The sequence below is a fragment of the Verrucomicrobium sp. BvORR106 genome, assembly GCF_000739655.1.
In the GTDB taxonomy this organism is placed as follows: Bacteria; Verrucomicrobiota; Verrucomicrobiia; order Verrucomicrobiales; family Verrucomicrobiaceae; genus Verrucomicrobium.
On the sequence record NZ_BATR01000092.1, the window covers coordinates 158,373 to 172,528 of the forward strand.

Below are 14,156 nucleotides of genomic sequence, written 5' to 3' on the forward strand. Positions count from 1 at the left end.
GACAAAGGAAGGGAATTTTTCAGAACCGTCCCGCTCCCCTCCGGAAGTACTCTCTACAGCCCGTTGCAGGAAGAATTGTCCACCTACAGTCGTGGGCCATTGCATGGGGTGAAAACTCACATCACCTGGCACACTGAGTACAATGCCCCGGGGACCTTTGAAGAAGGCCTTCGACACTTTGAGACTGTGCTCACTCAGCAGGGGTGGCAGAGAAGAGAGGTGCGCGTGCCTTCGGTCCTGCAGCAGGAGTGGGCGCGGCCTCCCTTTATCCTGACCATCGGAGACCGGGGATTTTGGCAGTATCCCCCCTCCCATCGGTTTTCCCTGATGCTTCAGTGGGACTGGAACTTTGAATGACCGCCGCGTAGGGCTGCGAAGTTACCCACCGTTTTGTCCGGTAATTCGGGCTTGCCACATCTCGTAGTGGACTTCACACTCGCGCGCCATGTCCCAGACCGTCACCCGACTCAGAGATCTGACCAAGCAGCAAAAACGTTCCGGACTGGCCGCGTGGCTGGGCTGGTTGTTCGACGGGCTGGACATGCACCTCTACACCCTGGTGGCCATGCCGTTTGTGGCGGCGCTGCTGATGACGGACACGAACGATCCGGAGGTGAAGGTGAAGTCGTCCATCATTCAGGCGCTGTTCCTGGTGGGGTGGGCTTTGGGCGGGGCTTTCTTTGGTCGCGTGGGGGACTTGCTGGGGCGGCGGAAGGCACTGGTGCTGACGATCCTCACCTACGCCTGTTTCACCGGTCTCTCGGCCCTGGCCCAGACTTGGTGGCAGCTCGGCATTTGCCGGTTCCTGGCTGCCCTCGGCATTGGCGGCGAGTGGGCCGTGGGGGCCTCCCTGTTGGTGGAGACCTGGCCGAAGAAGTGGCGTCCCTGGATTGCCGCCGTCTTACAGAGCGCGGTGAACTGCGGCATCATGCTGGCGTGTCTGGCGGGTTTCATCCTGAAGGAGGATGAGAGCAACCGCCTGATCTTCCTGGTGGGCATCCTGCCGGCGCTGATCACCCTCTGGATCCGCAAGGCGGTGCCGGAGACAGAGGAATGGGAGGCGGCCCAGCACAAGGTGAAGCCCCCGGGGGTGATGGAGCTCTTCAGCCCCAAAGTGCGAGGAGTCACCTGGCGGGTGCTGCTGATCTGTGCGGTGTCCCTGACCGCCCACTGGGCCTTTATGTTCTGGCAGCAGGCGCACGTGCGGGCGCTGCCAGAGTTCGCCAATGTAACGGCGGCGGAAAAGAACAGCGTGGCCGTGACCTCCCTATTCTGGGTGATGGTGGGCTCGGTCATCGGCAACTTTGTCGCGGGCGGTCTGGCCAAATTGCTGGGGTATCGCAAGGCGATTGTGCTCATGCTCGCGGGTTATGCGGCTGCCATGTGGGGCTGCTTCCACACGACCTGGAGTTATGAAGCGACGCTCTGGTGGTTCGCTGTCATCGGCCTCTGTCAGGGGGTGTTTGGCCTCTTCACCATGTGTCTGCCTCCGCTGTTCCCCACGCTGTTGCGCACCACCGGGGCGGGATTCTGCTACAATTTCGGCCGGATCGTGGCTGCTGCCGGTACCGTGTACTTTGGCCTCGCCGCCACGGGCAAGGTGGATGACTACCGCCTCGCCTTGCTGAACGCAGGCTACCTCTTTATCCCTGCAGCGATCGTCGCCATCCTGCTGCCGCTGGAGAAGGACCAAGATGATCAGGTCAACCTGCCGGCGGACTGAGGCGAAAAATTAGGAATTAGGAATTAGGAATTAGGAATTAGGAACTAGGAATGTAGCGCCGGGACACAGCGTGCGAACCTACGGGGGCTGCACCATGTGGCCGGGGTGGCTGATTTAGAATTCATCATTCCTAATTCATAATTTCTCAGGTCTCTCTGTGGTTAAAATCCGTCATCGTCATTTAATCCATCCCGTCCTCTGATGGAATCGGGCGGTATCTCCCGTTCAGGACTTTCACGCTTCCCTCATGAACACGCTCTCTGCCCACAACAACACGCGGCGCGACTTTTTGAAGAACGCCACCCGGGCCACGGCCGGACTTTCCGTGCTCTCTGGCATCACCATCCCGTATGTGCACGCCCAGGGGGATGACACGGTGCGGGCCGCCCTGATCGGGTGCGGCGGTCGTGGTGCTGGCGCGGCCAGTAACTCGATGTCGGTGGGGAATGCCTCCATTCGCCTGGTCGCCATGGCAGATGTGCAGAAGGATCGCCTGAATGCTGCTCATGAGGCACTTTCCCAAAAGCACCCGGACAAGATGTCCGTCTCTGAAGACGCCAAGTTCATCGGGTTCGATGCTTACAAGCAGGCGGTGGACATGCTCAAGCCGGGGGATGTGGCCATCTTCGCCACGCCGCCTGCGTTCCGCTGGGTGCACTTCAAGTACGCCATTGAGAAGGGCGTGAACATCTTCATGGAGAAGCCACTGGCGGTGGATGGCCCCACGGCCAAGCGCATGCTGGAGCTGAATGAAGAGGCGAAGAAAAAGGGCCTTAAGGTGGCCGTGGGCCTCATGTGCCGCCACTGCAAGATCCGCAAGGAGCTCTACAACCGCGTGCAGGATGGGGCGATCGGCGATCTCGTGCTGGCGCGCGCGTATCGCATGCAGGCCCCCGTGGCCTCCTGCTTCTCCAAGCGTCGTCCTGAGGAGACTCCGGAGCTCATCTGGCAGATCCAGCGTTTCCACTCCTTCCTCTGGGCCAGCGGTGGCGCTTACAGCGACTTCTTCATCCACAACATCGATGAAGCCTGCTGGATGAAGAACGACTGGCCGGTCGAGGCCCAGGCCAGCGGCGGACGCACGGATCGAGGAGAGTACGTGGACCAGAACTTCGACCACTACTCGGTGGAGTACACCTGGAAGGATGGCTCCAAGTTCTTCTTTGAAGGGCGCAACATCACCGGCTGCCGCAATGAGTTCTCCACGACCATTCACGGGACCAAGGGTAGCGCCATCGTTTCCAGCGCTGGACACCTGCCGGCCCGGAGCGCGATCTTCAAAGGGCAGCGCCGCAATTCCGAAGAGACTGTGTGGCGCGGCGAATCGCCGGAGCCCAACCCCTACCAGCTGGAATGGGATGACTTCCTTCACGCCATCCGCAACAACGAGTCCTACAATGAGATGGAACGCGGTGTGCAGGCCAGCCTGGTGACCTCCATGGGCCGCATGGCTGCTCACACTGGGCAGATCATCACCTATGATCAAATGCTGAACTGCCCGCATGAGTTCGCGCCAGATGTCGACAAGCTCACACTGGATTCACCCGCCCCGATCCGCGAGGACGCCAATGGTCGCTATCCTGTGCCGCTCCCCGGCGTGAACCGGGATCGCGAGTACGCGGCTCCGGCCTAATCCCGGTGGTCACAGGGAGTTAGAACCCCATCTGAGTTTTCCGCCCTGTTTGTTATGGAGTCGGCGGTCGTGCCCAGCATTCGTGCCATGGCCGACGCCGACTCTTCGTTTGTGGATCTGGCGGCTCTTCATGAGCTGTGCCGGTTGCGGTCCACGCTGGAGGGATTCGCCGCCGTGCGGCTGCGGGATCATGCCCGTCGTCAGGAGGTGCTGGAGGGATTCTCCCAGCGGTTGGAAAAGATGCAGGCCTGGGCCCGGCAGGGTAGGTTGTTGGAGTTCCGTCAGGAAGATGTAGAGCTTCACCGCAGCCTCGTGGCCTCCTGCGCCTCGGAGGCGCTCATGCACTGCTGGGAACACGTCAATGCCAGACTGGAGGCCTGGATCCAGCATGTGCAGGAGGTGTACTGGCCCAGCTTGATGACGCTCTATCGTGAGCACGAGTTTCTCATCCAGGCGTGGGCCTCAGACGAGCCCTGGGTGGCGGAGGCGGCCACGCACCAGCATCTGGAGGCCGGATGGTTCCGCGTCGCCGCAGCGCGTGGTGAAGCGTCACCCGTGATGGATCCGGTGGAGCGCGCGACTTCCTTTCTCTGCACCCACTACGCCAGTGCGGTGGAGGTAGGCTGGCTGGCTCAGAACGTCAGCTTTGTCAGTGCCAGCCATCTTACCCGCTGCTTCCGACAGAAGCTCGGCGTGTCGCCCTATGCATTTCTCAGACAGGTTCGCATGGAGCGCGCTGCGCAGTTATTGAAAACCAGCGCCGATGCCGTGGCAGTGATTGCGCTGAAGACGGGGTACAAGAACGTGTCCCACTTCGTGCGGGATTTTCGCGAGAAATACGCCATGACCCCCAAGCGTTACCGGGATGGGTGAGTGAGGGATAGTTGGCTCCTATTGCACAGCACGTGGCGACGGGAGTAGTCCGACGATCCCCGTCGGTCGGTGAGCGGAGGAATTGCGTGGGCGATGCGTTAGCTCTCCTAGCCGTCCAGCGGGTGCCTGTGGTTTCCGAAACGGCAAGTTCTCGGGCATTGAACGGGAATAACGGTTTGTGTACGGGTGGCGTAGAGCTGCTGACAAGGCTATTCCCCGAAGGGGATTCGGCAACAAGCCCAACGTTATGGGGATCGTCGATATTGGGGCTTGAGTGGGAGTGTCTTTCCGCATAACGCATAACCCCTAACTCTTCACGCTTTCCCCATGCACACCGATACCCATGCTCATCTTGCCAGCCGGCAGTTTGCCAACGATCTGCCTGAGATCATCGAGCGGGCCCGGGCGGCGGGGGTGAAGCGGATCATTTGCATAGGCACCACGCTGGAGGATTCCAAGCGGGCGCTGGAGATTGCCGACACGTATCCCGAGGTGGAGGCCACAGTGGGCATTCACCCCTGTGACGCAGACACGGTGAAGGGGGACGCCTTCGTGGAAGAGCTCAGAGAGCTCGCCCGGCATCCCAAGGTGGTGGGCATCGGGGAGATCGGCCTCGACTACTATCACCAGCCCCCGGAGGGTTTCACGCTGGATTCATGGAAAGAACAGCAGGCGTTCGTTCTGGAGCGCCAGTTGGAACTGGCAGCGGAACTGGAGCTCAACGTGGTGCTGCACAACCGCGAGAGCTTTGACGATCTCGTGGCCCAGGTCTTGCCCTGGTCTGACCGTCTGCGTGGAGTGTTTCATTGTTTTACCGGTGGCAGTGAGCAGGCGTTGCCATTGATTGAGCGTGGGCATCTCGTGTCGTTCACCGGGATTGTCACCTTCAAGAACGGGCAGGTGATCCAGGAGTGCGCCCGCGCCGTGCCGTCGGGTGGGTTCATGCTGGAAACAGACTGTCCCTATCTGGCCCCCATGCCGTACCGCGGAAAGCGCAATGAACCTGCCTATGTCGCCAACACGGCGGAGTTCGTGGCGTCTTTGCGCGGGGCGAGATTGGAGGATCTAGTGAGCGAGACCGGGGCGACAGCGGCCGCGTTCTTTCGGAAGCCGGCGTAGGGGACTCCCGAAGCAACGCAGTGGGAGTAGTCCGACGGTCCCCGTCGGGTTGGGAGCGAAGGGAATGGTCAGATGAGTTGGACGACCTCCTGACCGCCGCAACTCCTTCGGAGTAGGATCTTTCAAGACCCCGTTCCCCACGTAGACTCGCTGGAAGCTCGTCAACGTGGGGCTTGTAGCCGCATCCTCTTCGAGGAAGAACTTCGAGTGCGGAGGTTCCCTTGATGGCCATTTTTGGTGAAGTGACGGAGACGTCCTGCCAGGGAGCCTGAGGGCTGACATGGGGGTGTTGATGGCGGAAGGGACAAAGCGGATGTTGTCGGCCTTCCCACCTGATCATCTCCTGCGGAGGTTCCCAAGGTTGACTCGCTTAGGGCTCGTCCAACCTTGGGCTGTGCTACAGATCCCATACTGGGATCAACTTCGGTCTGAGGCGGACGCCTTAAGGTGGTTCCTTGGCGGCCACCCCGACGCGCGCGGTTGATCGGCTCACCTCGTCAGCCTCTTCACGATTTTCTCGCCAGAAGGTACTCCAGTAGATCATTCAATGCCTGGCCGGCCAGCACTTCGTTCAGGCCCATGGGCATGAGGGAGTACGGGGACTCCTGGTCTTCGGCAATCTCAGTCTTCTTTACCGCATGTTCCTGGCCGGCGGCATCGGCAAAGATGAGCTGGTCATCCTGCTCCCGTCGCAGGAGGCCGCCCAGCACTCCGCCGTCGCGCTTCTTCACAAAGTGCATCCGGAAGGCCGGGTCCACGGCGCGGTTGGGATCCAGGATGTCCTCCAACAATCGCTCGGCTCCGCGCGTACCGATGCCGTCGAGCTGGGGGCCAACCAGGTTGCCTTTCACACCGATGCGATGGCAGGCGGCGCAGTTGGTTTGAAACAACTGTTCGCCTGCCGCGGCATTGCCCCGCTCGCGGGTGAACTTGGCGAGTCGGTCCTTGAGCACTTCCTCCAGCCCGGCATTTGCGGGTGGCAAGGCGCGAGTGATTTCATCCAACCGGCGGGTGATGCCTGCCTGGTTCAGTGCCTGCAGTTTGCCGGTGACCACAGGGTCGGCCAGGACGCGCGGCGGAGCCAGTTTGAGCAGTTGGGTGCTTTGTTCTGGAGTGGCCGCCATGGCGGTCGCCAGCTTCACCTGGGTGCGGTAGGGCTGTTCCTTGAAAGCCTTGTCAATGAGTGCGGCGGTCTGAGACGGCTGATCGAGCAGGCTGAATACCAGCGGTGCCAGCTCAGCCTCCCGCGCCAGTCCCGCCAGGGGCTGGAGTGAGGGATGGGCGGTAACGAGCGCTTCTGCAATGAGCCCCCGGGTAGCGGGTGCCATGGACCCACTGGGGAAGGCCACCTTGCGCAACTGGGCGAGGCCGTCTGGAGTGGGAAAGTCTCTCACCAGTTGCGCCAGGGAAGCGATGCGCCGGTTCAAGGTCTGTGGGTTGTCATCTGGATAGGCGGTGGGTTGAGGAGTGAAGCGCCCGACCGCGAGCCAGGCGTAGGCGGTACCGCTGTCGCCATCCACCAGTTCGAGGTAAACGCGCGGCGTGGCCTGCCCCATGGCTTTCTGAGCTTCTTTCTGCCGGGAGAACGTCCAGGTCACGGGGAGCGCCCGGTCCTGCCGGGGCGGCCAGGCGGTGGCCAGGATTTCATGACTGATCGCCTCTCTCAGTCGCACGACATTCCGATCATGGGGCGGGCGGTTGGTCAGGCCGCTGTGGCCAGCGATCCAGAACTCGAGCTGGTCTGGCAGGTCGAAATCAGGAGATCGAAGCGTGCCCGTGAGCTTTTCCCCGCCTGGCGGCAGACTCCCCAGGAAAGTGGCCTCGCTCCCGTCTTCACAGGGGCGCTGCTGGAGCACCCAAGGGTTGTTTCCTGTGCCCGTGCGCACCCAGCCCGTCTGCTTTGCCTGCGCAAGCCATGACTGCAGGGCGGATTGCAGGCTTCCTACCCACTTCTTCACGGCCGGGCCAGAGCGTTGCCCGGCGCGCTTTCTGCCCTCGGTGATGGCGGTGTAGAGTTCCAACTGGGCATCCAGATCGCTGGGGTGACACTTTTCCACCAGCTCCACCAACTCGGTCTCAAGCTCTGGTCCCGCTTGCTTGGCGATGTGAGTCAACAAAGGGCTGGCGCCACCCACGGCCTGGAAGTAAGCCGGGGACGCAAACTGTTGCAGGCGCTTGAGCAGCCATCGGGCGGAGTCAGGGGACGGAATGCTGCAGGCAACCAGGAGGAGTTCCCGCTCAACGGCGTCAGCCAATTGCTCCTTGGCGAGCGAGTGCCAGTCGGTAGGGGACTGACGTCGCAACAAGCTTTGCATGGCCAGGCGCCAGGCGTACTGCATGCGCAGATCACCCTCTGGCAGACGGGCACGAAGATCGAGGAGTTGGTGCCCTTCAGGTGATTGTTCTCGATACGGGGCCGTTTCCAAGGCGATGGAGAGAAGATGGGGATCGCTCTGGCTCCAGTCGAATGTGTCCTTTCCAGCGAGTGCGCGAACCTGATGAATCGCTTCCAGCGGATCGACGTTCGATGAAACAGCCTTTTTGGCGGGGCCCAACCACACCAGTGCTGTCCGTTGCAGCGCATTCACTGGGGTTGTGCTTTCCAGGATCTGACGCACCTCATTGGCTGCGGGCCCATGGAGCCGCTCTTTCAATTCCGCCACCGCCAGGCCCCGCAGGGTGAGGCTGGCGTCGCCAAGTCTGGTGACGACTTCCGCTGTGGTCATCTGGTGCAGAGCCGTCTGGCGCAACGGGTTGGTGGCTTCCTTTTTCACCACCCGCCAGATGCGTCCGCTGGCGCGGTCTCGCCCCGGGTGATCCAGCGGCACCTCGTAGTGACCGATGATGCGATTGTAAAAATCCGCGATGTACAGAGCGCGATCCGGGCCCAGTTGCAGATCCACGGGGCGGAACCACGGATCCGTGCTGGTGATGAAATCGGGCTTCTCATTCGCCTTGGGCGTGCTGCCCGTGAAGGTGATCAGGTCCTGGTTGACTTTCGACGTGACGGGGTTCCCCACCAGCATGTGATCGTTCCATTCGGGACCCCAGACGTCCTGGTCCAGGTACACCACGCCGGCGATGCCAGTGGAGCCGTGGGCGTGCTCACACATGACCGGGGCAAACCCCAGGCCGTCATGCGGACGGCCGAAGCTGGGATAGGAGGCCCCGGGAATGAGCTGGTAGATGGGGGAACTGTGGCAGTCGGCGGAATAGAGGTTGCCTCGGGAGTCCCAGCACAGGCCAAAGGGGTTCACCTGGCCGGTGGTCCAGCGTTCCACCCTAGAACCATCGGGTTTGAACCGGAAGACATTGCCGCTGTTGAGGTCCAGGGTGGAACCGTCCTTCGCTTTGAAGTGGGAGGTGTTGGAGAAGCCGTGGGTGGCATAGATCCAGCCGTCGAGGCCCAGCCTGAGGCTGGAGATCATGCCATGGGTGTCTTTCTCATACCCCAGCTGTCCAAAGAGGATGGTGCGGCGGTCGCAAATGCCGTCTTCGTCCGTGTCTTCAAAGTAGACAATGTTCGGGATGCTCCAGGCGATGCAGCCTCTGCCGTAGGGCAGCACTCCGGTGGGGATGTTCAACTCATTGGCAAACACGGTGGAGCGATCAGCGCGGCCGTCACCATTGAGGTCTTCCAGAATGCGGATGGAATCGCGTCCGCCCTTGGCTCGCACCCCGTCGTCTTCCCATCGTTCTTTGGGCACGGCATAGGGGTACTCCAAGGTGCTGGTGACCCAGAGCCTGCCGCGCCGGTCAAACCCGAGGTTGATGGGCTTCCCGCCCAGTTGGGCGTCATCGGCGAAGAGTTGCACCTCAAATCCCGGCGGGACCTGGAAAGTGGCTTGTTCCTGCGCTGCACTGAGCGGCTCCGTGTCCCGGACCAAGCGGTCCTTGGATTCCTGGCCGTAGGCGCCAGCGCCCCAGCCACTGGCGAAGATCAGGGACAGGTAAAGTGCTCGAGGGAGGTGCATGACCTTCTCATACGCAGGCAGGGTGGGGAAACTTCAAAGTGGTATCCCTGGGCATGCCAGCCTTTCTGGCATGCCTTCAGGATGCATTTCGTTTTTAGCGTTCCAGGGGCAGGGCTCGTAAAACTCGCCCGGCCCCTGGCTACCGTCTGATATGCCTTCGGCATGGGCAAAGCCGCACTACATCAATCACCTCATCTCAAAGGACGGAACATTGACGGGTGGGTTGGTTTGTGCTGTGATTTGTCGAGCTTTCTGCTCGGCCTTCCGGCCACCAAACCTCCGGTTCACTTTCAATACCTTAGCTATGAGTCTAGGAATCTATCCCGTCTTCCATCCTCCTGTGTCAGATGCCAGCTTCGACAGCCATGGGGAAGACCTGGCCCTGGAGTTTGTGGCACTGGATGAACTGGCAGATGAGTATGAAATCCCGGCGCTTTCTTCATTCGGTGACTCCCGTGAGATTCCCGAGGACTTCGAAGGAGGCCCGGACGAATTGGATGAGCTGCTGGGACCGTGCGAAGAGTGGTATGACTGTTCCCAAGGCATCGCTGCGTTCGAGTCGCTGGTGAGGGTCATCCTTCAGAATCCCGATGCCGCTGAGGCTTTGGAGACCCCCGAAGCGGTGGCAGATGACCTGATGGCCCTGGTGGAAGTGCTAAAGATCGCAAAAGCTCAAGGAGCCCAGTTTCGGCTGGAGATGCGCTAGGTGTCGCTGCTTGCGTCCAGCCCGCAAAGGTTCAAGGAAAGGGAGAGGCTTGTGTGACGTAGGCGGAATTCAGGCAATGTGATGGACCAGGCCGCCATCCACTCGGAGGGCGGCTCCGTTGATGGCGGAGGCACGTGGGCTGGAGACAAATGCCACCAGATCCGCAATCTCCTGCGGTTTGATGAGCCGGCCGATGATGGAAAGGGGACGATCACGTTTCATGAACTCCCGGCCGGCTTCCTCGACACTCAAGTCGGGGAAGATGCCTTGCACCATTTTGGCCACGCCTTCTGTCTCTGTCGAGCCGGGCAGGATGGTGTTGACGGTGACCTGAGTGTTCTTGGTGAGTTCTGCCAGACTGCGGGAGAGTGAAAGCTGCATGGACTTCGTTGCCGCATAGGCAGCCATGTCAGTTGGCGGAGACAGGGCGGCCTCGCTGGCGATGAAGACGACGCGACCGTCGTTCTTGGCGATCATCCGCTCCAGATAGTGGCGGGACAGGCGCACCCCGCTGAGGATGTTCACCTCAAACAACGTCCGCCAGGTATCATCGCTTTCCTTGAAGAAGGAGTTCACTTCGTAGATGCCCAGGTTGTTCACGAGGATGTCCACCTCCGGGTAGGTGGTGATCGTTTGCCCGGCACCTTCCAGCGTCCCATTGTCTGCCACGAGGGGAAGCAGCTTGGCTTCTGGAAGTTCGGCCTGGAGCTTGCTGATGGCGGCATCCACCACCGCCTGGGTGCGTCCGTTGAGGATGACCCGCACACCTTCTTGCGCCAATGTGCGCGCGATCTGGAAACCAATGCCGCCAGTGGAAGCGGTGACGAGGGCGGTCTTGCCGGAGAGATGCAGATTCATGGTTGGCGGGGAGAGGAGGGACTGAGTCGGAGGATGGGGGGCGTTTCCTCCTCAATAGGAACGTCCGCGCGAGAAGGCTGGATGACGGGCGTGCGCCGCTGCGTGGGCACAAAAAAGCCAGGCTCCTCAGCGGAGCCTGGCGGGAGGCGTCTTGAGAGAGATACCTCTATGGGAGAAATCAGGGAATCTTCAGCGTCATGCCTGGACGGATCACGTCTGAAGTCAGGCCGTTGACACTCTTCAGCTTGCTCACGGTGGTCTTCTTGTTGAGAGCGATGCGGTAGAGGGTATCGCCCTGTTTCACCGCGTAGGAACCGCCCTTGGCGACGGGTTTCTTCGCCGCGGTCTTGGCTGGCGACTTCTTGGGGGTGGACTTGCTGGCCACCGTCTTCTTCTTGGCCGGAGGAGGGGTGTAGCTCGGCTGGGGCGGTGGGGTGTAGGAGGGCTGCGGAGGCGGCGTGTACTGTTGGTACTGCGGCGCGCTGTTTGATGCCGCGTAGGACGGAGTCGGCTGGGGCTTGGTCTTGCTCGGAGCCGTGTACTCCTGATAGCCCGGCTGCCCGGGGTAGGGGTTGTAGCCACCATCAGCGCCTGCGCTGGTGTACTCCTGGTAGTCTGAACCGCCACCAGCGGCACCCTTGGTGGTTTTACAGGATGTTGCGGCGACGCAGAGGGCTGCGGCGGCAGCCAGGATCAGAGCGGGCTTCATGGAAAGGAGTGGTGAGGGGTGGAAATGGAGATGCTGGTGAAACCGGCAGCCAGCGCAAGCGAAAGATGATTAACAGGGGTTAACTATCGCTGTGATGGGAATCGTTGCAAGCGCCTTTGGCTTGTCTGATTTTGCATACATTTTCACGCACCGAGGAGTTGCGTCCCCCGCGGGGACTCCCTAGTCTCGCAGTCCCATGAAAATCGGATTCAACCTGCTGCTCTGGACCGGTCACGTGACCGAAGAGAATTTTTCCCTGTTCCCCAAACTCAAGGCCGTGGGGTATGACGGTCTGGAAATTCCCATTTTCGACACGAGCAATCCCGCTCATTTCAAGACCATCGGGCAGGCGCTGAAGGACAACGGCCTCGAAGCCACCGCCGTGACGGTGCTCCCTGACGAGGCGCACAACGCCATCAGCCCGGACGCCAAGAACCGCCAAGGGGCGATCGACCACCTTAAGTCCGTCTTCGAGTGCGCTCACAACGCTGGCGTGCAGGTGCTTTGCGGTCCTTACTACCAGGTTCTGGGCCAGTTCACCGGCCGTTTCCCCACGGAAACGGAACTGGATCACGCCGCTGAGGTGCATCGTGCGATCTCTCCCGTGGCAGAGGCCGCCGGGGTGAAGTGCGCGATCGAAGCCCTGAACCGCTTCGAATCCCACCTGCTGAACACCATGGAACAGGCTGCCAGCTACGCCAAGCGGGTCAACCACCCGAACTTCGGCACAATGTATGACACCTTCCATGCCAACATCGAGGAAAAGGACCCGATTGGTGCCATCGACACCGTGTTCAACTCCGGCAAGCTGAACCACGTGCATATCTCCGAGAATGACCGTGGCACCCCCGGGCGCGGCCACGCCCCCTGCCGTGAGGCGATCCGCAAGCTCAAGGGGCTGGGCTATGATGGCTGGCTCACGATTGAGGCCTTCGGCGGCTCCCTGCCGGACCTCGCCGCCGCCACCCGCGTGTGGCGTGACTTCTTCTCCTCCCCTGAAGAGGTGTACACGGAAGGCTACGAACTGATCAAGAGCACGCTGGCTGAATAGAACGGCGTGAAGTGCACGTTAAAGTGAACCTGTTCCAACCATGACTACGCACGAATCCAACCACCATGCCATCTACGTGCCTGAAAAGGCGTCGCGTCGTGGCTTCCTCCGCGGGGCTCTCGCCGCGGGCACTGGCGTCGCTCTCAGCAATGCCACCCACGCCTTCGCCGCCTCCGGCAAGGAGATCAAAATCGGCCTCATCGGCAGCGGCGGTCGTGGATCCGGCGCGGCAGATCAGGCGCTGAGCAGCCCCAACAGCGGCTTCAAGCTCTGGGCCATGGCGGACGCCAGCAAGGAGCGTCTCGACGGCTCCTACAGCAACCTCAGCAACAAGCACGCCGACAAGGTGGCTGTGACCGACGACCGCAAGTTCGTCGGCCTCGACGGGTATGAGAAGGTGATCAAGGAGTGCGATCTCGTGATCTTGGCGACCCCTCCCGGGTTCCGCCCCTATCACTTCGAAGCGGCAGTGAACGCTGGCAAAAACGTGTTCATGGAGAAGCCAGTGGCCGTGGACGCTCCGGGCATCCGTAAGGTGCTGGAGATGGCCAAGGTGGCTGACCAGAAGGGCCTCAAAGTGGCGACCGGCCTTCAGCGTCGCTACCAGAAGTGCTACCGCGATGCTCTGAAAGAGGTCAAGGAGAACAACATCATCGGCGAGATCGTCAGCGGCCAGGTTTACTGGAACGACGGTGGCGTCTGGGTGAAGGACCGCCTGGATGGCATGACCGAGATGCAGTACCAGATGCTCAACTGGTACTATTTCAACTGGCTCTGCGGTGATCACATTTCCGAGCAGCACGTGCACAACATCGACATCGCCAACTGGTTCATTGGCAGCCCGCCGATCAGTGCCCAGGGCATGGGCGGCCGTGAAGTGCGCAAGGAGAAGAAGGGTGACACCCCCGGCAAGTACGGCGAAATCTACGATCACCACTTCGTCGAGTTCACTTACCCCAACGGCGTGCGTGTGAACAGCCAGTGCCGTCACCAGAAGGGCTGCTTCAACCAGATCCGTGAAGAATTCCACGGCACCAAGGGCATCTTGTACCTCAAGAACGACAACAAGTGCTACGCCACGGACTACAAGGGCAACGTCATCTGGAAGTATGACTTCCGCCAGAAGGATGAGAACCCCTACCAGGTGGAGCACAACGAGTTGCAGGACGCGATCCTGAACAATAAGCCCAAGAACGACGCTTACTACACCGCAGAGAGCACCATGACCTCCCTCCTGGGGCGCATGGCCACCTACGGCGGCAAGGAAGTGAAGTGGGACGACGCGATCAAGAGCGAGATCCAGCTCATGCCCGCCAAGGTGACATGGGAAACCGTGCCGCCGAGCAAGCCGGACGAATCGGGCAACTATCCGATCGCCATCCCAGGCGTGACGAAGGTGGTGTAAGTCACGGCTTCAGTCTCGATTCTTTCAGGACCCCGGTTTGCCCAGGCAGGCCGGGGTCTTGTCTTGTGGGGCTGGAACAAGGGCTTTTCTTCCTCACGCACAGTG

General features: G+C 60.9%; 10 protein-coding genes. 7 read left to right on the forward strand and 3 right to left on the reverse strand.

Going from position 1 to position 14,156, the window contains the following annotated elements:
* Nucleotides 1-445 precede the first annotated feature (445 nt).
* From BV106_RS14530 to BV106_RS14545, 4 genes are all read left to right on the forward strand, one after another.
* Nucleotides 446-1,723, forward strand: coding sequence for an MFS transporter (locus BV106_RS14530; RefSeq protein ID WP_038165777.1), 1,278 nt, complete (start codon nt 446-448; stop codon nt 1,721-1,723).
* A gap of 247 nt (nt 1,724-1,970) precedes the next feature.
* Nucleotides 1,971-3,356 carry a Gfo/Idh/MocA family oxidoreductase gene (locus BV106_RS14535; RefSeq protein ID WP_038165778.1) on the forward strand — a complete coding sequence of 462 codons (1,386 nt, stop codon included), beginning with the start codon at nt 1,971-1,973 and terminating at the stop codon, nt 3,354-3,356.
* 87 nt (nt 3,357-3,443) lie between these two features.
* Entirely contained in the window at nt 3,444-4,229 is a 786-nt protein-coding gene (locus BV106_RS35600) for a helix-turn-helix domain-containing protein (RefSeq protein ID WP_265595684.1), read from the forward strand.
* A 327-nt stretch (nt 4,230-4,556) separates the two neighbouring features.
* Nucleotides 4,557-5,348, forward strand: coding sequence for a TatD family hydrolase (locus BV106_RS14545; RefSeq protein ID WP_038165779.1), 792 nt, complete (start codon nt 4,557-4,559; stop codon nt 5,346-5,348).
* Nucleotides 5,349-5,854: 506 nt separating this feature from the next.
* Here BV106_RS14545 and BV106_RS14555 read toward each other — a convergent pair.
* The gene (locus BV106_RS14555; RefSeq protein WP_038165783.1) at nt 5,855-9,322 is read right to left on the reverse strand and encodes a PVC-type heme-binding CxxCH protein; all 3,468 of its coding nucleotides are present in this window, start codon (nt 9,320-9,322) and stop codon (nt 5,855-5,857) included.
* Nucleotides 9,323-9,626: 304 nt separating this feature from the next.
* Between BV106_RS14555 and BV106_RS14560 the strand changes: the two genes are divergently transcribed.
* Nucleotides 9,627-10,028: a hypothetical protein gene (locus tag BV106_RS14560; protein WP_038165785.1), complete on the forward strand. Its 402-nt coding sequence runs from the start codon at nt 9,627-9,629 to the stop codon at nt 10,026-10,028.
* A gap of 69 nt (nt 10,029-10,097) precedes the next feature.
* On the opposite strand, the gene BV106_RS14565 is transcribed toward BV106_RS14560, so the two are convergent.
* Both BV106_RS14565 and BV106_RS14570 read right to left on the reverse strand, forming a co-directional pair.
* Nucleotides 10,098-10,886, reverse strand: coding sequence for an SDR family oxidoreductase (locus BV106_RS14565; RefSeq protein ID WP_038165787.1), 789 nt, complete (start codon nt 10,884-10,886; stop codon nt 10,098-10,100).
* 178 nt (nt 10,887-11,064) lie between these two features.
* Nucleotides 11,065-11,595: a LysM peptidoglycan-binding domain-containing protein gene (locus BV106_RS14570; protein ID WP_038165788.1), complete on the reverse strand. Its 531-nt coding sequence runs from the start codon at nt 11,593-11,595 to the stop codon at nt 11,065-11,067.
* Between the two features lie 196 nt (nt 11,596-11,791).
* On the opposite strand from BV106_RS14570, the gene BV106_RS14575 reads away from it, so the two are divergent.
* Both BV106_RS14575 and BV106_RS14580 read left to right on the forward strand, forming a co-directional pair.
* Nucleotides 11,792-12,646: a sugar phosphate isomerase/epimerase family protein gene (locus BV106_RS14575; RefSeq protein ID WP_038165790.1), complete on the forward strand. Its 855-nt coding sequence runs from the start codon at nt 11,792-11,794 to the stop codon at nt 12,644-12,646.
* A 40-nt stretch (nt 12,647-12,686) separates the two neighbouring features.
* Complete coding sequence (locus BV106_RS14580; protein ID WP_051945837.1) at nt 12,687-14,051, forward strand: Gfo/Idh/MocA family oxidoreductase; 1,365 nt, start codon at nt 12,687-12,689, stop codon at nt 14,049-14,051.
* The last annotated feature ends 105 nt before the right edge of the window (nt 14,052-14,156 follow it).